Origin of the sequence: Maricaulis sp. (assembly GCF_048269565.1) — a bacterium.
In the GTDB taxonomy this organism is placed as follows: Bacteria; Pseudomonadota; Alphaproteobacteria; order Caulobacterales; family Maricaulaceae; genus Maricaulis.
The window spans coordinates 1-22,246 of the sequence record NZ_JBLXIK010000003.1 but is presented as its reverse complement, the minus strand read 5'-3'; the positions used below and the strand labels follow the sequence as shown (position 1 = coordinate 22,246).

The window sequence follows — 22,246 nt, the reverse complement described above, 5'->3', positions numbered from 1 at the left end:
GTACCACTGGGGGAGCATGGACGATGAAACGAGGCCTGATCGCCTGCATGGCCAGCCTGGCGCTGGTTGGCTGCAGCGGCAATACCGCCAGCGAGACGCCACAAGCGCTCGACATCACGCCGGCCGTCTTCGATGCCGGTGAATTGTCACAGACGCTGGCCGAGGCGATCCGCTTCCGCACCATTTCGGCGCCCGGCTTCGAGGCTGAAAGCGCAGATGATTTCGATGCCTTCCGCGCCTTTCTCGCCGAGCGATTCCCGCTGGTCCATTCCCGGCTGGAGATCACCGAGCTGGGCGGGCATTCCGTCATCTTCACCTGGCGCGGCAGCGATGCCGAACTGGCACCGGTCATCTTCCTGGCCCATCAGGATGTCGTGCCGGTCGAACCGGGCACGGAAGAACGCTGGACCTATCCCGCCTTTGATGGCGTCATCGCTGACGGTCTGGTCTGGGGCCGCGGCACGATGGACATGAAGGGCCATCTCATCACCCTGCTCAGCGCTGTCGAGCGCCACCTCGCCGAGGGGACACAGCCAGCGCGCACGGTCTATCTCGCGCTCGGTGCCGATGAGGAAGTCGGCGGCGCCGGTGCCCGCGCGGCAGCGGACTACATCGCCCGGACCGGTCAACACGCCTGGTTCACCCTCGATGAGGGCGGTTTCACCATCATGGAAAACCCGGTCTCCGGCACGCCGGCGGCGATGATTGCGGTGGCGGAAAAGGGCTATATGACCGTCGAGATCACGGCGCGTGCGCGCGGCGGCCATTCCTCGACACCGCCGCAACATACCTCGGTCGGACTGCTGGCCCGGGCCCTGGTGCAGATCGAGGAAGCGCCCTTCGAGCACGGGCTCGATGGCGGCCCGACCCGCGCCATGATCGCCGCCCTCGCCCCGCAGGCAAGCGGCATGGCCGGCTTCGCGATGCGCCATTCCGGCCTGTTCGGGCCGGTCCTGACCGAACGCTTCATGGCCGATGATGCCAGCCGCGCCCTGCTCGGCACGACGATCGCGCCGACCATCGTGCAAGGCGGCATCAAGGATAATGTCCTGCCGCAGGAATCACGCGCCCTGGTCAATCTGCGCCTGCATCCGCGCGATACGACCGACAGTGCCCTTGCGCATCTGCGCGCCAGTATCGCCGATCTCGACGGCGTCACCATCGAGCCCTGGGGCTCGATCAATGATGCACCGCCCGTCGCCGCGACCGAGGGTCCGGCCTGGGACCTGATCGCCGGAGCCGCCCTTGCCTTCGCGCCTGAGGGGACACCCGCCGTGCCGATGATGTTGACGGCGACCACCGATGCCCGCGCCTTCGCCGATGTGTCGGAAAACCTTTATCGCTATGCGCCGGTCCGCGCCGGCATGGACGATGTTGCCCGCATCCATGGCGATGACGAACACATCGCGGTCGAGGATCTCCCCCGCATGGCGGCCTATTTCCACGCCGTGATCGGAGCCGCTGTTCGCGCTGACGCAGATCGCTAGACGCTGTCTGGCGCCCGCTTGGCCGGCCGCGATTGCACCGAGGCGACCAGAACGAAGCTGATGATCATCAGCAGATACCAGGAGCCGAGCTTGGCCAGGGAGACCATGTGCCAGCCGGCCTCCTGGCCGGGATAGGCCCAGGCGCGGGCGAAGGTGCCGAGGTTTTCGGCAAACCAGATGAACAGTGCCACCAGCAGGAAACCGACCACCAGCGGCATCGGCCGGTGCGCCGCGTCGGGCCGGAACCAGACGACGCAGCGGCCATAGACAATCCCGGTCGCCAGGAACAGGAAAAGCCGGAAATCCGGCATGTAGTGATGGGCGAAGAAATTGATGTAAACCGCCACAGCCAAAGCGATTTGCCAGTGTATCTTCGGAAAGCGGTCGAAGCGGAAATCGAAGATCCGCCAGACCCGCGCGATATAGGATCCGACCGCCGCATACATGAAGCCGGAGAAGAGCGGCACATCGGCAATGCGCAGCAGGCTGGCCTCGGGATATTCCCAGCTGCCGGCCTGGGTCTTGAAGATTTCCATCACCGTGCCGACGACGTGGAAGGCGGCGATCACCTTCGCCTCCTCCCAGGTCTCCAGCCGGGTTGCCAGCAGCATGATCTGGATCGACAGCGCCGCCAGGGTCAGGAAATCGAACCGCGCCAGCGCCCAGCCGGCCGGATACCAGAGATAGGTCCCCAGCAGCAGGGCCAGCATCAGACCGCCAAACAGGCAGGCCCAGGCCTGCTTGATGCCGAAGGCGACAAATTCGAACACGCCCTGGGTCCACGGCCCGTGCACGAACCAGGCCCGCAAGGCCTCACGGCGCGCATGCAGGAAAGCGCGCGGGTCCGGGAGCCGGATCATGCCGGCTCTCGCGTCTATTCCGCCCAGTTCGGCTTGCGACGCTCGAGGAAGGCCGCCAGGCCTTCACGCCCCTCTTCGGAGACACGGCGCCGGGCGATGGCCTTGGCGGTATGAACGGCGAGCCCGTGATCGATCTCGCGGCCCGTGACGTCATCGACCAATTGCTTGGCGTCGGCGACGGCGCCCGGCGCGGTGGCAAAGGCCAGCTTGCCCAGATGTTCCTCGATCTGGGTCATCTCTTCCATATTGGCGACGACATATTGGGCCAGGCCCATATGATAGGCAAAATTGCCGTCAAAACTCTCGCCCGACGTAAACAGGGCCCGCGCCCATTTCGGACCGATGGCGCGCACGACATAGGGCGCGATCGTCGCCGGCGTGAGGCCGAGGCGCACTTCGGAGAAGCGGATCTTGGCATCGCTCATGACCACGCCGACATCGCAGGCGGCCAGCAGGCCGGCGCCGCCGCCCATGGCTGCGCCCTGCACCATCGCGACGGTCATCTGCGGCAGGTCGTAGAGGCGTTTGAGCATGGTGGCGAGCGCCAGCGCGTCCTGCTCATTATCGGCTTCGTCGAAATGGGCGGCTGACTGCATCCATTCCAGATCGGCCCCGGCGGAGAAGCTTGGCCCGGCCCCGCGCAGGAGCACCATGCGGACATTGCCCGGATTGGCGCGCAGGGTCTCGAAGGCCTCGGACAGCGCCGCAATGACCTCGGCGTTGAAGGCATTGTGCTTTTCAGGCCGGTTGATCGTGACCACGGCCACACCGGCAGGGCTGACATCAAGCAGAACGGGCGCGTCGCTCATCGGATTTCCTCATTGTGAAACTTCAGGTCCAGACTTAGCCCCGCCGCGCCGCCGGGCCAAGGGGCGGATTGCCGCTGGCCGGCGATTGCAAACAAGACCGCCGACAGAACAGCCAACAAGACAGGGGCCGCCGGCACGAATGCCGGCGGCCCCGAAATCAGTCGGTCATGACCGGTCCCGCGTCAGTCGCCGCGGAAGATCAGGCCCTTGAGGATGGACAGCACGATGATGCCGACAAAATAGCCGACAGCCAGCGCGCCCAGATACAGCAGATAATCCATCTGCGTGAACTGGGCGATGAAGCCGTTCATGTCGAAGCCGGCGCCACCGCCGCCCCGCACCATCGGCATCACCACGTCAACGATGACATGGATGATCACACCGACCACGGTGAAAATGATGATTCCGCCGATTTCGCGCATCAGCAACGCCAGAACCAGGGCGATCACGCCGAGCTGAATGCCCAGTGGCATCCAGTTGATGGTCGACACACCATCGCCCGCATGGGCGACAAGCCCCGGCCTGAAGAAATCAAGCCCCTGATTGAAAATACCGATAACCGGCTCCAAAAATTCCATACTAAAATCCCCTCCCGCCATTAATGACGACGCTCACCTTACCCCAAGACGCGCCCATTAGGCTAACGATGTTTCGAATTGCCAAGTTTGGAAAGCCTGTTCTCCTCACAGGCGAATTTTATTAAGGAATTGTTACAAGCGGTTTTGCCACGGAGACAAATTGAACCGCGGGGCCGGGGCGCCAGCCCGTCCCGGGGGCACGTCCTAGATCGCCTTGCGACCGAGCGCCGTCACCCGTTCGAGCATTCGTGTCCGCCCCTTGTCGCCAACGGCCTCCACCAGGCCGAGAATCAGATGCCGGACCGGATTGAAGCCGACCATGCGGAAAATGTTACGTTCGACGGCCTTCACGCTGTGGGCACCAAAGACCACCTTGTAGAGCAGGCCGGGCATTCCCATCGTCACGATCAGCCGCACCGACTTGCCCTTCATGCGCCGCACCAGCGCCTTGCCATCGCCGCCCGATGTATCGATCAGAAAATCACCGCGGCCGACCTGTTCCAGGAAGGCCTTGTCGATGGCGGGCATCGAGCCCATCCACAATGGGTAGATCATCACGACGTGATCCGCTGCGGCGATCTTGGCGCGCTCCGCGATGATCGCCTCGCCGGGCGGCTGCTCGAACTGCGCCTGGTTGCGCAGGAACTCGACCGGCAGTCTGGCGACATCGATCCGGCTGACGGTGTGATCGCCCTCGCCGGCCCCATGGGCATAGGCATCGGCCAGGGCCTCGACGAAATGTCCCTGGGCCGGATCGGGATGACCATTGATGACACAGACATTCTTCGACATGGACGCCTCTCCTCGCCACTAGTCTAGCAAGGATGGCCCATATCTCCGGCGCGGCACGGAGCCGCAGCCCGGCCCGTCCTACATCCGGAACAGACCGAACGTCGTCTTCTCGATCGGCGCATTGAGCGCTGCCGACAGCGCCAGGCCAAGCACGCGGCGTGTGTCGGACGGCGCGATAATGCCGTCATCCCAAATGCGCGCGGTGGAGTAATAGGGATTGCCCTCGGCTTCATAGCTCTCGCGGATCGGCGCCTTGAAGGCGGCCTCCTCCTCGAGCGGCCACACCTCGCCGCGATGCTCCATCGCATCGCGCTTGACGGTTGCCAGCACAGCGGCAGCCTGCTCGCCGCCCATCACCGAAATGCGCGCATTGGGCCACATGAACAGGAAGCGCGGCCCGAAGGCGCGGCCACACATGCCGTAATTGCCGGCGCCGTAGGAGCCGCCAATGATGATGGTGAATTTCGGCCCCTTGAAGGTCGAGACCGCCGTGACCAGCTTGGCGCCGTCCTTGGCGATACCGCCATGCTCGGCCTTCGAGCCGACCATGAAACCGGTGATATTCTGCAGGAAGACCAGCGGAATCCCGCGCTGGGCGCAGAGCTCGATGAAATGCGCGCCCTTTTGCGCGCTCTCCGAAAACAGGATGCCGTTATTGGCGATAATGCCGACGGGCATGCCGTAGAGCCGGGCAAAGCCGGTCACCAGGGTCTCGCCATAGAGTTTCTTGAACTCGTCGAACACCGAGCCATCGACCAGCCGCGCGATGACCTCGCGCACATCATAGGGCGCACGGATATCGGCCGGCACGACACCGTCGAGTTCGGCCGGGTCGAGCGCCGGTTCGCACGGTTCGGCCAGATCGAGATCAATGGTCTTGACCGAATTGAGATTGGCGATGATGCGGCGGCAGATATGCAGCGCATGCTCGTCATTGGCGGCATAGTGATCGGCCACACCGGAGGTGCGGCAATGCACATCGGCCCCGCCGAGATCTTCGGCCGAGATCACCTCACCCGTTGCGGCCTTCACCAGCGGCGGACCGGCGAGGAAGATCGTGCCCTGCTCGCGCACAATGATGCTCTCGTCCGACATCGCCGGCACATAGGCGCCGCCCGCCGTGCACGAGCCCATCACGACGGCGATCTGGGGGATGCCCATCGCCGACATATTGGCCTGATTGTAGAAAATCCGTCCGAAATGCTCGCGATCCGGGAAGACATCGGCCTGGTGCGGCAGATTGGCGCCGCCGCTATCAACCAGATAGATGCAGGGCAGCCGGTTCTGCATCGCGATTTCCTGGGCGCGCAGATGCTTCTTCACCGTCATCGGATAATAGGCGCCGCCCTTGATGGTCGGATCGTTGCAGACGATCATCACTTCACGGCCCGAAACGCGGCCAATGCCGGCAATCATGCCGGCGCCATGCACATTGCCCTCATACATGCCATTCGCCGCCAGGGCGCCAATCTCAAGCAAGGGCGAGCCGGGATCGAGCAGGCGTTCAACCCTCATCCGCGGCAGCAATTTGCCACGCGCGACATGCTTGTCACGCGAACGCTGCGAGCCGCCGACCGCAGCTTCCGCCGTCTTCGTCCGCAGCTGTTCCAGCAGGCCCTGCATGGCGTCGGCATTGTCGCGATAGGCCTGGGAGCCGGTATCGATGGCGGTCGTCAACTGGGTCATGGATAGCCTCGGAATGGGGCGAACGGGTGGGGCTGCTTACCTCGCCTGACGCCCTCAAGGCAATCACCCCTGCATCCAAACCACCCCGCCCGGGCATCAAGGTTGCGGACAATAGCGAAAGGGACGTTTCCGATGCTCCGCAGAACCGCATTCATTTTCCTGGCATTCGCCATGAGTTCCGCTGCCCTGGCGCAAAGCGAGCCGGAACAGACGCCGCAGGTCATGATCCTTGGCAGTTTTCACTTCACCGGCGGCGGCAGCGATTACGTCAATGCCGCCGTGGACGATTATCTCAGCCCGGAGCGTCAGGCCGAGATCGCCGATGTCCTCGACCGGCTCGAAGCCTACGCGCCGACCCGCATCCTGGTCGAGCTGGAGCCGGAAGGGGAAATGGCCTTCAACCAGGCCTATGCCGAATATCGCGCCGGCGAGCGCGCCCTCACCGTCAATGAGCGCCAGCAGATCGGCATGGCGCTGGCGGCGCGACTGGGTCACGACCGCCTCTACGCCGTCGACTATTCGAACGGCATGGATTTCGACGCCATGCTGGGCGCAGCGCAAGCAGCCGGCCAGACGGATCTGGTAGCTCGGTTCGAAGCCTTCCTCGCCCCGATTCAGGCGCAGATGACCTCACCGGAGGAGGCCGCCCTGCCCGTGCTCGACCGGTTGATCGAGACCAATAGTGCCGAACAGGTCGGCTATCACGACCTGTATCTCCTGCTGGCGCAGATGGGACCGGCCGACAATCCGGCCGGCGCGGAGCAGATGGAACTCTGGTGGGGCCGCAACCTGCACATCTTCGCCAATATCGCCCGCATCGCCGGGCCCGGTGACCGATTGCTGGTGGTCTATGGCGGCGGCCACAAATACTTGCTCGACCAGTTTGTCGATTCGGCCCCCAACCTCGAACGGGTTGATCCGCTCGCCTATCTGCAGTGAGCCAAAGCGCTTGCCGCCGGTCCCTCCCCAGCGGCCGGCGACACCGTCCGGCCCTTGCACGCCTTGGCAAGGGCCGGACATGAATATGATAATCGTATGGCGCGCCATGATCGGTCTTGGAGTCGAGGCGAATTCAGCATAGTCTGGCAACCATAAGGCGGATTGAACTCGCCAGCACCCGCGTCTTAACTTCTGATTCAGAGGTCCGGCGCAGGCTTTGAGACTAGGGGCTACGGTCCACCGGATAGACACAGGGAGGTGTCCGTGCGTTCGCGTTTTGCTCTGGCCGCCATCATGTCCGTTCTGGTCTCACCCGCCGTTTGCGCGCAAGCGCTGCAGGATGCGCAATCCTGGACGACGCGCGTTGGCGAACCCGGTGATTCCGCCTTGCTGCGCTGGCATTTTTCCAGTGAGGAGGCCGCTCCGGCACTCGGGCTGATCCCGGGCGAATCGAACCTGGAAACCGACGTCACCGCCCTGACCGGCCAGGTCGACTTCTTCCCGTTTGGCGATGAATTCTATCTCTCCGCCGGCGCTGTACGCCCGCTTTTCGGCCGCACCAGCCCTGTCTGGGCCCAACAGCCCAACAATCCTGCCTGGGCCGGTTTTCCGCACGCGGAGCTGTCCGAAGACCTGCGCGAGAGCGGACTGGAAAAGCTCACCAGCTATGTCGGTGCCGGCATTACCGTGCGGAATATGGATCAATGGAGCCTGACCGTTGAAGGCGGGGCCTATTTCCAGGATCGCGGCCGCGACCGGCTGCAGATCCTCGACCAGGACACTGGCGAGACCATGACCCTGCTCGATGATCTCGACTCCATCGGCAGCGAGGCCGTCGGCGAGACCCAGGCGCGCTCATTCCGCCCGGTGGCGCATCTGGTGATCCGGCGCCGTTTCTGATCCCTCGCCCGCATTGCTGATCCAGATCGCGCTTTGCGCTTCGCCCCGGTCCGTGGTTTCCTCCGAATCATCCCTTGTGTCAGCTTTACGGCTGGCCTGAAGATTCGCCCGACGCACCATGGCACTCAATCTCTCCTTTCTGCCCTTTCTGAAACGAGTCGAGAAATCCGCCCTCAACGCGGTCGAGGCTGAGGTTGAATGGTTTTGCCTGCCCGCCGGGCAGATGCTGTTCCGCGAGGGCGATCCGGCCGACGCCTTCTATCTCGTGCGTTCCGGCGCCCTGGCCGCCTTCCGGCAAGGCGCCCTGGGTCGGCCCGACCTGATCGGCTATATCCGCGCCGGCGAACCGGTCGGCGAAATGTCGCTGCTGGACGAGAGCCCCCACAGCGCCAGCGTCTATGCCCTGCGCGATACCGAACTGGTGCGTCTGCCCAAGGCCAGTTTCGACAAGCTGACCCGCAAGCATGCCAGCCTGATGCGCGAGCTTGCCCGCATGATGCTGGCACGGCTGCGCGGCACTGAACGCAATGCCAGCGCCGAACCGAAAGTTTTTGCGCTGATCGGCACCTCGCCGACCATCGATCTCGACTTCCGCGCCGACGCGCTCAAGGAGGCCCTCGCCCGCTTGGGTAAGACCTGTGCGATCTGCGACGAGAGCTATGCCGAATGGAGCGGACGCCAGCTCGATGCCTTCGAGGAAAAACACGATATCGTCCTGCTCATCGCCCGGCTCGGCGATCCGGTCTGGGCCCGGCGCGCCATGGGCCGGGCCGATCGCATGTGGCTGCTGGCGCGATCCGATGCCCGCCCCTCGACACCGCTCTTGCCCGACGATCCCTCACCGGCCGCCAAGCTGAAGCTGATTGATGTCGTGATGCTGCATTTCGGTGGAATCACGCCGGCATCGCGGCCCCAGGAATGGGCCAGCGCGGCGGAGGCATCGCGCGTCTTCCACTGGCGCCAGGAACATAGCCGGGTCGATGCCGACCGCCTGGCGCGCACGCTGACCGGCCGGTCCGTCGGTCTGATTATCTCCGGCGGCGGCGCACGTGCCTATGCCCATATCGGCGCAATCCGGGCGCTGCGCGAGGCGGGGATGAAGTTTGATTTCGTCGGCGGTGCCTCGATGGGCGGCATCATTGCCGCCGGCATCGGGCTCGACTGGAGCGATGACGAGCTGGAGGACCGGATCCGCCGGGCCTTTGTCGATTCCAACCCGCTCGATGACTGGACCCTGCCGGTGATCTCGCTGGCCAAGGGCCGCAAGGTCAATGCGCGCCTGAAAGAACATTTCGGCGATGCCGAGATCGCCGACATGGTGCGCCCCTTCTTCTGCCTGTCCTCGAATCTCGCCACCGGCCGCCCCTTCGTGCACCGCAGCGGCCTGGTGCGCGAAGCCCTGCGGGCAACGGTGGCGATTCCCGGCCTGTTGCCGCCGGTGGTCAGCGACGGGCAGATCCTGGTTGACGGTGCCGTCTTCACCAATTTCCCGGCACGCGAAATGCGCGCCTTCCATCGCGGCTCCGTCGTCGGCGTCGATGTCAGCCGCGCCCAGGGGCTCGACCCGGATGATTTCATCGATCCGCCAAGCTTTTTCGGCTGGGTGCGCCAGCATGGCTTCAAATCCCTGCCCCCGATCGCCTCACTGCTGATGCGCGCCGCCACCGTCGGCGTCGCCGATGACCGCGATACCGGGCGCGAGGCGGCCGATCTGCTGATCCTGCCGGAAACCACGGTCGATCTGCGCGACTGGGAACGTTATGACGAATCGCTGGAGGCGGGTTTCGACGCGGCCCAAGGCATGCTGGCCGGGTTGAGCGAAGACATGCGGGCGCGGCTCGGCCTGCCACCACGCTAGCGCCGGCGCGGTCAGCCGGGCTGATCAATCCAGTCAAGCAGGCGCAGTGTGCGATTGGCCGCGTAGTCCATCATGCAGCCGGCCTGTACCAGCGGCTGCATCGTACCGCCCTGATAGGCCGAGGCGGCGAAGGCGCAATCGGCATCGCGCAGCGCCATCCACGCCCGCTGCGCGTCACGCAGACCGTCTGTGCGTGACGCATCCAGCCGCTGCATCAAATCGCCATAGGCCGTGTTGAGCCGGGCATCCCAGGCGTCATATTCCTCGACCGTGCAGCGGATCATGCCGGAATTGGTGTCGCCCTCATCCGTCAGGTCCATACAGGCGGCACTGTATTGACCAACACATTCGGCTTCACGTGCCGCGAGATCAGGATAGCGGCCAAGGCAGGCCTCGATCGTATTGGCAGCCGAGAGCATCGGCATGCGCCTGTCAGAAACCTCGCCTGATTTCTGCGCCGCGCCACAGGCGGAAATTCCCAGCGCCAACGCTGCGGCGATCATCACAATGCGCATTGAAAACTCCCGGGGCAACAAGGCCAATACCCTATCCCCCTCGCCCCGGCGTCGTCCAGCGAAGCTGTGGGCCTCAGGCGCTCTCGTTGAACAATTCGCGGCCGATCAGCCAGCGGCGGATTTCCGAAGTGCCGGCGCCGATCTCGTACAGCTTGGCATCGCGCAGCAGGCGTCCGGTCGAATACTCGTTGATATAGCCATTGCCGCCCAGCAGCTGGATCGCGTCCAGCGCCATCCCGGTGGCCGCCTCGGCCGCATAGAGGATCGCCCCGGCAGCGTCCTTGCGCGTTGTCTGGCCGCGGTCACAAGCCTTGGCGACCGCATAGACATAGGAGCGCGCGGCATTCATGCCGACATACATGTCGGCCAGCTTGCCCTGGACGAGCTGGAAGGAGCCGATCGAGTCGCCGAACTGCTTGCGCTCACGCACATAGGGCATCACCACATCCATGCAGGCCTGCATGATGCCGATCGGCCCGGCCGACAGCACGGCACGTTCGTAATCGAGCCCGGACATCAGGATCTTGGCGCCGCCATTGAGCGGGCCCATCATGTTCTCGGCCGGAATTTCGCAATCCTCGAACACCAGCTCGCCGGTTTCCGATCCGCGCATGCCCAGCTTGTCGAGCTTCTGGGCGACGGAGAAGCCCTTGAAACCGCGCTCGACCAGGAAGGCGGAAATCCCGCGCGAGCCGGCCGTGGCATCGGTCTTGGCGTAGACGACCAGCGTGTCCGCAGCGGGCGCATTGGTGATCCACATCTTGGAACCATTGAGGACGTAGTGATCGCCGCGCTTTTCGGCTTTCAGCCGCATCGAGACGACATCGGAACCGGCGCCCGGCTCCGACATGGCGAGCGCGCCGACATGCTGTCCGGAGATCAATTTGGGCAGGTAGCGCGCCTTCTGTTCGGGATTGCCCCAGCGGCGCAGCTGATTGACGCAGAGATTGGAGTGGGCGCCATAGCTCAACCCGACCGAGGCCGAGGCGCGGCTGATCTCTTCCATCGCGACGACATGTTCGAGATAGCCCAGACCGGTGCCGCCATCGGCTTCCGGCACGGTAATCCCGAGCAGGCCCAGCTCGCCCATTTTCTCCCACAGGTCAGCAGGAAACACGTCGGAGCGATCGATGTCCGCGGCGCGCGGCGCGATCTCGTCAGACGCGAAGGAACGGACGGCGTCGCGGATCATGTCCGCAGTTTCGCCGAGGTCGAAGTCGAGGGAAGGATATTGATTTGAGCTCATGCCCAGCGACATATCACTCAGGCCGGAGCGGTCAAGATCGATCCATGCCGGTGACGGACCGGAATGAGCCAGGCCTAGCCTGCCCGGCGGCGCCTTTTGGCCGCGAGAACCGATGACAGCATCCAGCCGGCCGTAATGACGAGGAATCCGCCCGCGACAGCCGCCAATACCCCCCAGGTCGGATCGCGTTCGACCCAGACGCGTGGCCAGTCGCCATAGACATCCAGCACCCCGGCAGCCGTCACGACCAGGCCGGCAATCAGGGTCGCCAGGAAACCCCAGCCATCCTCTTCACCGGCAGCGCTTGCCGGCTTGGGCTCGACGAACATGTCGGCGCTGCCCACCAGATCGTGCGGCGAGAAGGTCTCGTCATCATCGGTCTCAGCGGGATTCGGCGTATCCGTCCCGGCCAGCTCGTCATGGTGCGCGATTTCATCGCTTCCGGACTCGTCGCTGCCGCCATCGCCGGCAATGTCACCGACAGCGCCTTCGCTTGGCGCCGGCGTCTCGGCAGGATGCGGCGGCGGTGTGCGCTCACCCGAAACGGCCAGCGACCGCTCCACGATTGCGGCGGCCGCATGAATATCGGTCCCGGCGGCGTCATCCGCGTCAGTCTCGGTTTCGGTTTCGGTTTCGACCTCAACAGGCTCGCTGTCCGCCGCCGGATCGGGATCCGGCACCACGGCCTGTACGTCCTCGATCTGGGCATCGAACTCATCAACCGGCTCGACGGCATCGGCCATACCAGGCGCCGGCACTGCCGCTTCCTCGGCAGCGCCCGGTTCAACCAGATCTTCCGGATTGAAGCGCGCCGACATCGCGCCGGTGAAGGCGTATCCCAGGCTGACATCACCGGGCAGCGCATCCGCCCCGACAGGGCTCAGACGCACGCTTTCCTGGCGTCCGACAACCGCGGTCTGGACCTTTGCGATCTCCCGCGACATGCGCGCAATCACTTGGGCGGAAGCGGGCACGGCCGCAGCGGCCAAATCCGGGCCCGCGGCGGGCTCGGCGTCATCGGACAGATCCTCAGCCTCAGCCTCAGACCCGGACTCAAGTTCAGCCTCGAATTCGGGTTCGGCCGCGGTCTCTGCCCCAGCTTCGGGCTCGGGCTCGACTTCGCCTGCAGACGCATCAGCAGGACCGGTGTCGGCATCCGGGCTGACGGCGGCGATCTCTGCCGCCACCTCAGGCCCGGTCTCGTCGTCTTCGGGAGCCGGCATATCGGCCCGGGGTTCCGCATCCGGTTCGGCAATGGCGTCCGGCGCAGTCTCCTCGACCGCAGCCACAGCGTCGTCGGCAACCGGTTCATCCGCGGTTTCGTCCGCAGGGTCGACGACCGGCCCGGCCTCTACCGCCGCCTCGATCACCGGGTCAGCCTCTGGCATGTCTGGCAGCGGCGTTCCCGCGTCCTGTGGCATCGCGCCGACGGTTGCGAGGATGCGGGCAATTTCCCGCTCCGCTTCACGACGCGCGGCGTGTTGTGCCGTCATGACCGGTGGCGGGGGTGGCATGATGGAATCAGGCAAGGCCGGCCGAACCGGCGCTGCGGCAGCGGGCTCAACCGCGTCGGCGGCATGCTCGACCTTGATCACCACATCGACCATGGCCGATTTGCGGGCGGCCGCGGAGCTGGCCGGAGCCAGACCGGCAAGGATCATCGCGGCCTCGGCTTCGCGGCGGGCAGGATCGCCCTCGCCAGAAGCCGCCAGGGCCTCGGCAGCGGCCTCGATGCGCCCCTCGAACATGTAGCGGGCGACATCAGAACTCCGGAAAGCGGCGGCACCGATATCATGCACATAGGAGGTCAGGGCATCGCGCTGCGAATCCGGCAGGCGGTCCGTGAACATCTCATCGACCACCGCCTCGGCCTGCATCACATCATAGAGCAGCAGCAGCGAGGCATCGTCGCGCGAGACCCGCACGCCTTCACGCGCCGCAGCGCGATGACCGAAGCCGACACGCCAGCGCCCGTCGCTGCCCAGGGCAGCGAGTTCGCGATAAGGCTCGAACCGCTGAATGAGCTCGCGAGCCGCCGGAGAAGATTTCAATTGCGGTTTCATCGTGTTCTGTTTCGAGACCCGTCACTGCATCAGGTCACAGCCACTGCAAGCCCGATGCCGGACGCCTCAGCTCGCCTCGTTGACGAAGACGTCGGTGGCATCCATCGCGGTGAAGGGCGCAAAGAATCCGCCGCCACTGCCGCCGCCGATCAGATAAATACCGCCCTCGAGCACGGCCGCGTCCGCCGCTGTGCGCGGGGTCGGCAGATCGGGCTCCTGGCGCCAGGCCGGCTCGCCCGGTTCCCAGGAGGCATGCCGGCGCAAGGTCTGGCGCTGCCCGCCATCGCTGCCGGTGCCGCCGAGAACATGGATGCGGCGGTTATGCACGACTGCGGCGATGCCGGTGCTGGCCCCCGGCAGGTCCGGACCGGACGTCCAGCTATCGGCTTCCAGATCGTAGATATCCACGCGGGCCGAGAGTTCACCGCCCATGGATCCGCCAATGACATAGAGCCGCCCCCCGGAGGCAACGATTGCGGCGCCGCGCCGCGTGACATCATCGGGGATCCCGACCGTATCCCAGTTGCGAGCCTCGGGATCGAAGACATAGATGCTGTTATCGTCGCGCGTGCCGCCAATCGCGTACAGACGCCCGTCATAGGCGAGCATGGAGAAATCAGCCTTGGGGCCGGGCATGGCCGCTTCACTCTGCCAGACCCCGCCCTCGGGCGACCAGGACCACATCGAGGCGGTCGGTTCGACACCGAGATCGCCGGGCGCATAGCCGCCAGCGGCATAGATGCGGCCATTAACTGCCGCCATGCCAAAACGCTCCAGCCCGCGCGGCAGTGCCGTTTCAGGCATCCAGCGATTGAGTTCGGGGTCAAACACCTCGAATTCGGCCCGCGGCGAGGTCAAGCCGGCACCACCGGCGGCATAGAGCCGGCCGTCGAGGACGGCCACGGCCAGGCCGGCACGGGCAACATCAAGACGGGCCGCGGACTCCCAGCGTCCCTGGGCCTGGGCCGGAACAACCGGGGTCGCCAGCAGGACTGCAGCGACAAGCCATTTGATCAAACGCACCATTACACCACCAATACTCCGCCCGGCACCCGCTGCAATATCATCACAACAAGACGATTGTCGCCAGCCCCAGAAACGCCAGGAAGCCGACAACGTCGGTGACGGTGGTGACGAAAACCGAGGATGCGACCGCCGGGTCAGCGCCGGCGCGGACCAGACCGAGCGGGATCAGAATGCCCGACAGGCCTGCCAGGGAAAGGTTGACGATCATGGCTATGCCGATCACCGCGGCGATCTCCCAGTCGCGGAACCAGAACAGGGTCACCGTCGAGATCAGGACCGCGAAAATAACGCCATTGATCGTACCGGTGGCCAGTTCGCGCCAGATCACCCGCATCGAGTTGGCCGAAGTCAGGTCGCGCTCGGCGATGGCCCGCACCGCAACGGCGAGCGACTGGGTACCGGCATTGCCGCCCATCGAGGCGACAATCGGCATCAGCACGGCGAGCGCCACAATCCGCTCCAGCGCGCCCTCGAACAGTGCAATCACGCCGGAGGCCAGGATCGCTGTGCCCAGATTCACCAGCAGCCAGGGCGCGCGCGAGCGCACCGAGCGCAACACGGTATCGGCCAGCCCGGCCTCGTTCACACCGGCCAGGGCGAGCATGTCTTCCTTGTTCTCGTCCTGGATGACATCGACCATGTCTTCCAGGGTCAGCATCCCGGTCAGGCGGCCGGCACTGTCGACGACAGGCGCCGAGACCAGATGGTATTTCTGGAACAGGTAGGCGACCTCTTCCTGGTCGGTCTCCGGCTTCACCAGGATGCGCGGCGGCTCCATGATGTCGGTGAGATGGACATCGCGCTGGGCACTGAGCAGGCGACAGACCGGAATTTCACCGATCGGGCGGAAGCCGGTGTCGACGACAAACAGGTCGTGGAACTTGTCCGGCAGGTCATCCGCCGATGCGCGCATGTGATCGATCGCATGGCCGAGGGTCCAGAAGTCCGGCGCCGCGACGAATTCGCGCTGCATCAAACGGCCGGCCGTCTCGTCATCGAAGGCGAGGCTTGATTCGACGGCCTCGCGGTTGATGTCGGAAACTTCCGCCAGCACCGCGGCCCGGCGCTCCGAATCGAGCTCCTCGACCACTTCGGTGGCGTCATCACTGTCGAGTTCGGCGATCGCGGCGGCCAGATGCGAGGGATGGAGATAATCCATCACGACTTCGCGCGTGCCCGGATCCATTTCGGCGAGCACCTCGCCGGAGAAAATGTCCGGCGTCAGTTCGGCGAGAATGCCCTGCTGGCCGGCCGAGAGCTGTTCCAGCACATCGGCGATATCGGCAGCGTGCAACGGGGCGAGCAGGCGCCGGATCAGGTCCGAATCGAGATCGGAAATGGCCTCGCGCAGTTCGGCGACAAATTCGGGATCGGTTTCGGCGCTGGCCGAACTCTCACGATGGAGGTCGTCTTCAAAAGCGGTGTCGCTCATGGGGGCCTCCCGGTGTTGGCTGATTCAGCTGCACACTAGGACGCAAGCGCCGCAAAGGCGAGAGAGCCCGGGTTTGCGACGCCAAATATTTGCAGGCCATTTCGAGAAAGTATGGTGCGGTCGAGAAGACTCGAACTTCCACGGGTTTTACCCCACAGCGACCTCAACGCTGCGCGTCTACCAATTCCGCCACGACCGCACGTGGAAGAGGCGCGGAGATAGCAACATCCCCTCCCCTTGTGAAGTGCCAAATACTGCGCGAAGTGCTTAATACCGCAGTTTAAGCAGCTGCGAAGAATTCATTGGCATCGGCGACCCCGGTAATCGTGATCGAGATGCGATCGCCCTGCAAAACAACGTCGCCACGGGCGATGGGATGATTATTCGCCAGGATCCACACCTGGTCGTCCTCGCCGCTGTCGAGCGGGATGACAGCACCGCGACCCATCCGCAGAAATTGCTGGATAGGCATTTTCGAGCGCCCCAGCAGGACGGATATCTCGATCTGGACGGCGCCGAGCTGGCTCAACTGCATACTCCCGGACTTGCGATCTCTCGCTGGAATGGTGATGTTTGACCGAACCGGTTTCTGCAGGGTTAAGACGCATGGAGAATACAGCATCGCCCGTCGAGTGGGCCGTCTCCGCGCAGCCGGTCGGCTATGAAGACGCAGTTGCCTTCATGGAAGCGCGCGTCGCCGCCATCGCCAATGGCGAGGCCGGCGAGCTGGTCTGGTTGCTCGAGCACCCGCCGCTCTACACCGCGGGAACCTCGGCCAAGCCGGGCGATCTGCTGTCGCCGGACCGTTTTCCGGTCCACACCACCGGGCGCGGCGGCGAATACACCTATCACGGGCCGGGCCAGCGCGTGGCCTATGTCATGCTTGACCTGACGAAACGCGGCCGCGATGCGCGCAAATTCGTCTGCAATCTGGAGCGCTGGCTGATCGAGAGCGCCGCCGCCTTCGGCGTCACCGCCGGCACGCGTGACGGCCGGGTCGGCGTCTGGGTGGAGCGCGGTGATGGCCGCGAGGACAAGATCGCCGCTATCGGCGTGCGCCTGCGCCGCTGGGTGTCGTTTCACGGCATCGCCTTCAATGTCGCGCCCGATCTGACCCATTTCGGCGGCATCACGCCGTGCGGCATCTCCAATCCGCTCTATGGCGTCACCAGCCTGGCGGATCTGGGCCGGGATGTGCCGATGGCGGAATTCGATTCGGCCCTGCATCTCGCCTTCAATGAAGTCTTCGGCCCGGCGCGCCAGGTGCCGGCCCCCGACTTCGCCGCCAGCCCTGCAGCCTGATCGTCAGGCCGCAGCCGGCGGTGCCGGGCGCTGCATGCGGGCAAACCAGATCGCGAACAGGCCGATCACCAGCCAGAAGCCAAACCAGGACGGCCAGGCCATGCCGGCCATCAGCGCGTCCAGCGTTTCGGGCCGGGCCTGGAGATCCTCCTGGAAGGCCTGCTGGAAGCCGGGCTGGTTGATGGCGTTGGCAAAGGCCTGCTGATCGGAGGTATCGACGCCATTGCGTTCGGCAAAATCCGTCATCGCGGCGACCAGGCCGGGGAAAATGCCACCCACCGCTGCGGCGCCCTTGGCCAGCACGGCAACAAGCACCGGCAGGATGGCCAGCGCCGGTTCACGCCCGGCATGGCGCCGCCGGTTGGCGTGCAGGCTGTAGACGAAGAACCAGATCGCCAGCAAGGCGGCCCAGGACGGGATCACGATCAGGCCAAACTGCATCCGCATCGCGTCCAGCAGGGCCAGTGCGACAAGGCCGAGCAGATAGGCCGTCACCGAAGCGCGGTAGACGGGCAGAAAAAGAACGAGCGGATTCATCGGGCAACCCCACCTCTCAGCCAAACACACGCCACCCTTCCGGCGGATCGCGCGCGGCGTCAACCGGAATGGGGCATGGCGGGCTGCGATCAGAGGGGCAGCCGGTCTGGCGTCAGACCGCGGCGGGCTTGAGCTTGAACATGTAAAAGCCGACCACGCCATTGGCGATCACGCTGGTGATCATGTTCTTGATCATCAGACCGGTGCTCATGGCCTGCAGGCTGGCCATATTGGTGACGTCGACGCCGCCGAAGACCGGGGTCAGAATCACGCTGACCACCATTGACACCACGATAACCGCCACGATCGCCGCAATCGTCATCCAGCCGGACTGGCCGGCATCATGGAAACGCTTGGAGAAGATGCAGACCCAGGCATAGGCCAGCACAAGGCCGACAACGAGGCCGATCAGGCCGCCAATCACCGGAACCACCGAGATAATATTGAGAACCAGCGACACCGCGATGATCGCCACCAGCCCCTTGGCAAAATCCATCGGACCGAGCTTGCCGCTGGCGCCGAACAGGACGCGCTGGGCGTCCTTGGGATCGAGAATAAAGTCCTGAAAATTCATGTGAAGCTCCCCGTGTGAAGCCCGAAGACTATCCCAAAACGCGAATTTGTGAAGACAAATTCAGGAACAGGTTGAATCCGTCCCGCCCCTATTCGAACTCGATCATCAGCTCGTCGGCCGCCACCGAGGCGCCCGGCGTGACATTGACCGCCTTGATCACCCCGTCCTTTTCGGCGCGGATGACGTTCTCCATCTTCATCGCCTCGACCACGAGCAGGACTTCGCCGCCCTTGACCGCCTGACCGGCCTCAACGGCGATCGAGACCACCAGGCCCGGCATCGGGCTGAGGACGAGGCGCGAGGTGTCGGCCTTTTCCTTTTCCGGCAACAGGGTGTGCAATTCGGCCGAGCGCGCCGAGCAGACCAGCGCCACGGCGGTATAGCCGCGGTGGCGCATGTGATAGCCCTCGGTCCGGTCCGAGAATTCCAGCGCGAAAGCCTTGCCGTCGAGCGCGCCCTCGAACAGGTGCACGCCGGGGCGCCAGCTGGTGGTCAGCGCGATCTGTTTTTCCGCCAGTGACGGCGCCCAGACGCGCGCTTCACCCACCTCGCCCAGCTCGATCTCGACCGGGAAACGGCGGCCATCCATCAGGACAACCCATTCGCGGGCCCCCGCAGCCGGCGGCGGTGTGATGCGGCCCTCGATCTGCGCCGCCCGGCGCACGAAGGTCTCGTGCACATAGGCGGCGGCGCAGACCATCCAGGTCAGCTGGTCCTCACGCGGCGCCGTGCCGTGGAAACCGTCGGGGAAATGCTGGTCGATATAGCCGGTATGGATACGCCCGGCGCGGAAATCGGCCTCGTCGAGCACCGCCGACAGGAAGGGGGCATTCGACTGCAGCCCCTCGACATGCAGCCGGTCGAGGGCGGCGGCCAGCGTGTCGATGGCGATCTCGCGGGTTTTGCCATAGCCGATCACCTTGGCGATCATCGGATCATAGAAAAGCGAGATCTCGTCGCCTTCGCGAACCCCGGCATCGATGCGCAATTCACCCTCGCCAAGCGCCCCCTGGGCCGGTTCGGAGAAGCGTTTGAGCCGCCCGATCGAAGGCAGAAAGCCGCGATAGGGATCTTCGGCGTAGAGCCGCGCCTCGACGGCCCAGCCCTTGATCTTGACCTCGCGCTGGGTCAGCTCGAGCGGCAGGCCGGCGGCGGAGCGGATCATCTGCTCGACCAGGTCGAGCTGCACCGTCATCTCGGTGACGGGATGTTCGACCTGCAGCCGCGTATTCATTTCGAGGAAATAGAAATTGCGGTCCTTGTCGACGATGAACTCGACGGTGCCGGCGCTGTCATAATCAACCGCGGCGGAGAGCGCGACAGCCTGTTCGCCCATGGCGGTGCGCGTCTTGGCGTCGAGGAAGGGCGATGGCGCCTCTTCAAGGACTTTCTGGTTGCGGCGCTGGACGGAACATTCGCGCTCATTGAGATGGATCACATGGCCATGCTTGTCGCCGAGCACCTGGATCTCGATATGGCGCGGTTCCTCGATGAATTTCTCGATCAGGATGCGCTCATCGCCAAAGGCGGTCCGGGCCTCATTGCGCGCAGCGGCGAAGCCCTCGCGGGTCTCCTGCTCGGTGCGGGCAATACGCATGCCCTTGCCGCCACCGCCGGCCGAGGCCTTGAGCATCACCGGATAGCCGATCGCATTGGCGGCCGCGACGGCGGTATCGGCATCGGCGATCTCGCCATCGGCACCGGGAATCGTCGAGACGCCGGCCTTGGCGGCCAGCTGCTTGGAGCGAATCTTGTCACCCATCGCCTCGATCGCATGCACATTCGGCCCGATCCAGGCGACGCCGATCTTTTCGAGCGCGATCGGGAAAGCGGCATTCTCCGACAGGAAGCCGAAACCGGGATGCACCGCATCGGCACCGGTCTGCTGGATCACCTCGAGAATTTTGTCCAGGCACAGATAGCTCTCGCCCGGCGCTGGCGGGCCAATGAAGACAGCCTCATCGGCCATTTCCACGGCGAGGCTGTCGGCATCGGCTTCGGAATAGACAGCGACGGTGGCAATGCCCAGACGCTTGCACGTCTTGATGACTCGCACGGCGATTTCACCGCGATTGGCAATCAGGATTTTCTTGAACATTGCAGCCCCAGGCAAAGCGGGCTGACGCCCGGACGGTCACCCGGTTTAACGTGGCTCGCGCCTCTGCGGCAAGCCGGGTTGTGTATGCGCTCAATCGCCGTCGAGATGATGGTCGAGCCAATCGAACTCGATCGCCCGCAATCGGCCGATCACCGAGACCAGGAAAGCCGTCGACCAGCCGATCAGCAAAAACCCGTTGAACCCCTCGATCGCCCCGACCAGCCGCCATTGCTCGCCAAGCAGGACATCGCCATAGCCCAGCGTGGTGAAGGTCGATGTGGCGAAATAGAGCGAGGCCTCGAAGGTCGCGAACTCGCCCAGCGCCATGTACAGCACCGCATAGGCCCAGATCTCGGCGGCGTGAATGGCGAACAGGCCGAACACCACCAGCATGATGAAGCCGGTCTGGCGCAGCACATTGTCTTGCGGGCGGATACGCCCCGACCGCGCCCGCATGAAGGCCATCAGAAGGACCAGTCCGGCCATGTGCATGAAAACGGTGACCGAGCAGATCAGCAGGGAAACGAGCAGGGCGGCGAACATGATTCCTCATCCATCGGCGATGGTGGCGCAGCACCACTAGAGGCGGATACGGCATAAATCTCAAGACGCTTCTACTCCCGCCGCCCGATCTGGGCCATCATCCCCCCAGGATTCGCCGGAGCCCGCCATGACCAAGCCGATTTACAAACTGTCCTCGATTGCCCGCCCGCTCGAGCCGCAATATCCGACCAATCGCGCCGTACTGATCCTGCTGCCACTGATCGCGCTGGGCATGAGTGCCGTCGCCTTCTTCATCCGCGATGCCGGTCTGGCCGGCGCGGCCTCGGCCGGGCTGGGCGGCATGCTGACCGCATTCCTCGCCTGGGCGCTGGGCCGCGAGGTCGATCCCGACCGCAATGCCGCCGCCTTCATCGCCATGGCACTGGCCGTCGCGGCGGTCGCGCTCGGCCATGCCCCGGCCCTGTGGCTGCTGGCGCTGGCGCTGATGGCGACGCGGATCGTCGTGCGCACGGTCGGACCGGCCGCGCGGCTGACCGATCTCGCCATCGTCACCGGCCTGGCCGGGCTGGCTGTCTTCCTTGACGGCTACTGGGCCATGGGCCTGATCGCCGGCTTCGCCATGGCCGTCGACCTGCTCTACGACCGCAGCCGCACGCTCAATCTCGTCTTCGCCGCCTTCGCGATTGGATTTTCGATGTTCGCGCTTGTGCAAGGCGGCGGCGATATCGCGGCGGTGACGCTGCAGCCGCTCGGCCTGGTCGAGCCGGGCTGGAGCCTGGCCGCACTCATCCTCACCGCCCTGACCGGGATTTTCATCCTCACCTGCCCTGCGGTCGCCAGCCTGTGCGATTCCAGCGATAATCCGCTGGAGCGGCGGCGGGTGCGCGGCGGCGGCGTCATCGTATTGTTATTCGCCACCGCGGCGATGTTTGAGGGCCAGGCCGGATTGCTCGCCGCCCTGCCGGTCTGGGCCGGGCTGGGCGGAGTGATCGGCGGTCGGCGTGTGCCGCGGCGGCGGCGGGCCCAGCGGTCGCGCGCGG

General features: G+C 64.8%; 20 protein-coding genes, 1 tRNA gene and 1 pseudogene. 6 read left to right on the top strand and 16 right to left on the bottom strand.

All coding sequences use genetic code 11. From position 1 onward, the window contains the following. The first annotated feature begins 23 nt into the window (after window positions 1–23). Complete coding sequence (locus ACN0YL_RS06895; RefSeq protein ID WP_417497471.1) at window positions 24–1,487, top strand: M20/M25/M40 family metallo-hydrolase; 1,464 nt, start codon at window positions 24–26, stop codon at window positions 1,485–1,487. Here the strand turns inward: ACN0YL_RS06895 and ACN0YL_RS06890 are convergent. From ACN0YL_RS06890 to ACN0YL_RS06870, 5 genes are all read right to left on the bottom strand, one after another. Beyond that, window positions 1,484–2,347 carry a DUF817 domain-containing protein gene (locus ACN0YL_RS06890; RefSeq protein WP_417497470.1) on the bottom strand — a complete coding sequence of 288 codons (864 nt, stop codon included), beginning with the start codon at window positions 2,345–2,347 and terminating at the stop codon, window positions 1,484–1,486. The genes ACN0YL_RS06895 and ACN0YL_RS06890 overlap by 4 nt on opposite strands. A 14-nt stretch (window positions 2,348–2,361) precedes the next feature. Continuing rightward, a complete protein-coding gene (locus tag ACN0YL_RS06885) occupies window positions 2,362–3,156 on the bottom strand; it encodes an enoyl-CoA hydratase-related protein (protein WP_417497469.1) in 795 nt (264 codons plus the stop codon). Window positions 3,157–3,338: 182 nt separating this feature from the next. Beyond that, entirely contained in the window at window positions 3,339–3,734 is a 396-nt protein-coding gene (locus ACN0YL_RS06880; RefSeq protein ID WP_417492804.1) for a hypothetical protein, read from the bottom strand. A gap of 204 nt (window positions 3,735–3,938) precedes the next feature. Further along, window positions 3,939–4,526 carry an NAD(P)H-dependent oxidoreductase gene (locus ACN0YL_RS06875; protein ID WP_417492803.1) on the bottom strand — a complete coding sequence of 196 codons (588 nt, stop codon included), beginning with the start codon at window positions 4,524–4,526 and terminating at the stop codon, window positions 3,939–3,941. Window positions 4,527–4,604: 78 nt separating this feature from the next. Further along, the gene (locus tag ACN0YL_RS06870) at window positions 4,605–6,212 is read right to left on the bottom strand and encodes a carboxyl transferase domain-containing protein (protein ID WP_417492802.1); all 1,608 of its coding nucleotides are present in this window, start codon (window positions 6,210–6,212) and stop codon (window positions 4,605–4,607) included. A gap of 171 nt (window positions 6,213–6,383) precedes the next feature. On the opposite strand from ACN0YL_RS06870, the gene ACN0YL_RS06865 reads away from it, so the two are divergent. From ACN0YL_RS06865 to ACN0YL_RS06855, 3 genes are all read left to right on the top strand, one after another. After that, entirely contained in the window at window positions 6,384–7,151 is a 768-nt protein-coding gene (locus tag ACN0YL_RS06865; protein ID WP_417497468.1) for a DUF5694 domain-containing protein, read from the top strand. A gap of 264 nt (window positions 7,152–7,415) precedes the next feature. Then, window positions 7,416–8,051 carry a hypothetical protein gene (locus ACN0YL_RS06860; protein ID WP_417497467.1) on the top strand — a complete coding sequence of 212 codons (636 nt, stop codon included), beginning with the start codon at window positions 7,416–7,418 and terminating at the stop codon, window positions 8,049–8,051. Window positions 8,052–8,169: 118 nt separating this feature from the next. Further along, entirely contained in the window at window positions 8,170–9,909 is a 1,740-nt protein-coding gene (locus ACN0YL_RS06855; protein ID WP_417492799.1) for a patatin-like phospholipase family protein, read from the top strand. Between the two features lie 11 nt (window positions 9,910–9,920). Here the strand turns inward: ACN0YL_RS06855 and ACN0YL_RS06850 are convergent, their stop codons facing one another. The 7 genes from ACN0YL_RS06850 to ACN0YL_RS06820 form a co-directional block, all read right to left on the bottom strand. Continuing rightward, window positions 9,921–10,424 (bottom strand): lysozyme inhibitor LprI family protein, encoded by a 504-nt coding sequence (locus ACN0YL_RS06850; protein WP_417497466.1) that lies wholly within the window; start codon window positions 10,422–10,424, stop codon window positions 9,921–9,923. Between the two features lie 73 nt (window positions 10,425–10,497). Beyond that, a complete protein-coding gene (locus tag ACN0YL_RS06845; RefSeq protein ID WP_417497465.1) occupies window positions 10,498–11,670 on the bottom strand; it encodes an isovaleryl-CoA dehydrogenase in 1,173 nt (390 codons plus the stop codon). Between the two features lie 74 nt (window positions 11,671–11,744). Continuing rightward, window positions 11,745–13,721: a glycoside hydrolase family protein gene (locus tag ACN0YL_RS06840; protein WP_417497464.1), complete on the bottom strand. Its 1,977-nt coding sequence runs from the start codon at window positions 13,719–13,721 to the stop codon at window positions 11,745–11,747. 78 nt (window positions 13,722–13,799) lie between these two features. Continuing rightward, complete coding sequence (locus ACN0YL_RS06835) at window positions 13,800–14,759, bottom strand: Kelch repeat-containing protein (RefSeq protein WP_417497463.1); 960 nt, start codon at window positions 14,757–14,759, stop codon at window positions 13,800–13,802. Between the two features lie 40 nt (window positions 14,760–14,799). After that, the gene (mgtE, locus tag ACN0YL_RS06830; protein WP_417492794.1) at window positions 14,800–16,191 is read right to left on the bottom strand and encodes a magnesium transporter; all 1,392 of its coding nucleotides are present in this window, start codon (window positions 16,189–16,191) and stop codon (window positions 14,800–14,802) included. A gap of 112 nt (window positions 16,192–16,303) precedes the next feature. Further along, window positions 16,304–16,390: transfer RNA gene (locus ACN0YL_RS06825), tRNA-Leu, on the bottom strand. 81 nt (window positions 16,391–16,471) lie between these two features. Next, complete coding sequence (locus tag ACN0YL_RS06820; protein WP_417470333.1) at window positions 16,472–16,720, bottom strand: FliM/FliN family flagellar motor switch protein; 249 nt, start codon at window positions 16,718–16,720, stop codon at window positions 16,472–16,474. 77 nt (window positions 16,721–16,797) lie between these two features. On the opposite strand from ACN0YL_RS06820, the gene lipB reads away from it, so the two are divergent. After that, on the top strand, window positions 16,798–17,493 hold the full coding sequence (gene lipB / locus ACN0YL_RS06815) for a lipoyl(octanoyl) transferase LipB (protein WP_417497462.1): 696 nt from the start codon (window positions 16,798–16,800) through the stop codon (window positions 17,491–17,493). 3 nt (window positions 17,494–17,496) lie between these two features. Here the strand turns inward: lipB and ACN0YL_RS06810 are convergent, their stop codons facing one another. From ACN0YL_RS06810 to ACN0YL_RS06795, 4 genes are all read right to left on the bottom strand, one after another. Continuing rightward, the gene (locus ACN0YL_RS06810) at window positions 17,497–18,030 is read right to left on the bottom strand and encodes a hypothetical protein (RefSeq protein ID WP_417492792.1); all 534 of its coding nucleotides are present in this window, start codon (window positions 18,028–18,030) and stop codon (window positions 17,497–17,499) included. A gap of 112 nt (window positions 18,031–18,142) precedes the next feature. Continuing rightward, entirely contained in the window at window positions 18,143–18,604 is a 462-nt protein-coding gene (locus tag ACN0YL_RS06805) for a hypothetical protein (RefSeq protein ID WP_417497461.1), read from the bottom strand. Between the two features lie 88 nt (window positions 18,605–18,692). Next, window positions 18,693–20,702, bottom strand: a complete 2,010-nt coding sequence (locus tag ACN0YL_RS06800; RefSeq protein WP_417497460.1) for an acetyl-CoA carboxylase biotin carboxylase subunit — start codon at window positions 20,700–20,702, stop codon at window positions 18,693–18,695. 90 nt (window positions 20,703–20,792) lie between these two features. Continuing rightward, on the bottom strand, window positions 20,793–21,245 hold the full coding sequence (locus tag ACN0YL_RS06795) for an ion channel (RefSeq protein ID WP_417492789.1): 453 nt from the start codon (window positions 21,243–21,245) through the stop codon (window positions 20,793–20,795). 127 nt (window positions 21,246–21,372) lie between these two features. Between ACN0YL_RS06795 and ACN0YL_RS06790 the strand changes: the two are divergent. Further along, a pseudogene (locus ACN0YL_RS06790) lies at window positions 21,373–22,246 on the top strand (hypothetical protein); the annotation flags it as partial.

Coding starts and splice junctions, on each gene's coding strand:
- ACN0YL_RS06895 (WP_417497471.1), top strand. CDS start 24: ATGAAACGAGGCCTGATCGCCTGCATGGCCAGCCTGGCGCTGGTTGGC.
- ACN0YL_RS06890 (WP_417497470.1), bottom strand. CDS start 2,347: ATGATCCGGCTCCCGGACCCGCGCGCTTTCCTGCATGCGCGCCGTGAG.
- ACN0YL_RS06885 (WP_417497469.1), bottom strand. CDS start 3,156: ATGAGCGACGCGCCCGTTCTGCTTGATGTCAGCCCTGCCGGTGTGGCC.
- ACN0YL_RS06880 (WP_417492804.1), bottom strand. CDS start 3,734: ATGGAATTTTTGGAGCCGGTTATCGGTATTTTCAATCAGGGGCTTGAT.
- ACN0YL_RS06875 (WP_417492803.1), bottom strand. CDS start 4,526: ATGTCGAAGAATGTCTGTGTCATCAATGGTCATCCCGATCCGGCCCAG.
- ACN0YL_RS06870 (WP_417492802.1), bottom strand. CDS start 6,212: ATGACCCAGTTGACGACCGCCATCGATACCGGCTCCCAGGCCTATCGC.
- ACN0YL_RS06865 (WP_417497468.1), top strand. CDS start 6,384: ATGAGTTCCGCTGCCCTGGCGCAAAGCGAGCCGGAACAGACGCCGCAG.
- ACN0YL_RS06855 (WP_417492799.1), top strand. CDS start 8,170: ATGGCACTCAATCTCTCCTTTCTGCCCTTTCTGAAACGAGTCGAGAAA.
- ACN0YL_RS06850 (WP_417497466.1), bottom strand. CDS start 10,424: ATGCGCATTGTGATGATCGCCGCAGCGTTGGCGCTGGGAATTTCCGCC.
- ACN0YL_RS06845 (WP_417497465.1), bottom strand. CDS start 11,670: ATGAGCTCAAATCAATATCCTTCCCTCGACTTCGACCTCGGCGAAACT.
- ACN0YL_RS06835 (WP_417497463.1), bottom strand. CDS start 14,759: ATGGTGCGTTTGATCAAATGGCTTGTCGCTGCAGTCCTGCTGGCGACC.
- mgtE (WP_417492794.1), bottom strand. CDS start 16,191: ATGAGCGACACCGCTTTTGAAGACGACCTCCATCGTGAGAGTTCGGCC.
- lipB (WP_417497462.1), top strand. CDS start 16,798: ATGGAGAATACAGCATCGCCCGTCGAGTGGGCCGTCTCCGCGCAGCCG.
- ACN0YL_RS06810 (WP_417492792.1), bottom strand. CDS start 18,030: ATGAATCCGCTCGTTCTTTTTCTGCCCGTCTACCGCGCTTCGGTGACG.
- ACN0YL_RS06805 (WP_417497461.1), bottom strand. CDS start 18,604: ATGAATTTTCAGGACTTTATTCTCGATCCCAAGGACGCCCAGCGCGTC.
- ACN0YL_RS06800 (WP_417497460.1), bottom strand. CDS start 20,702: ATGTTCAAGAAAATCCTGATTGCCAATCGCGGTGAAATCGCCGTGCGA.
- ACN0YL_RS06795 (WP_417492789.1), bottom strand. CDS start 21,245: ATGTTCGCCGCCCTGCTCGTTTCCCTGCTGATCTGCTCGGTCACCGTT.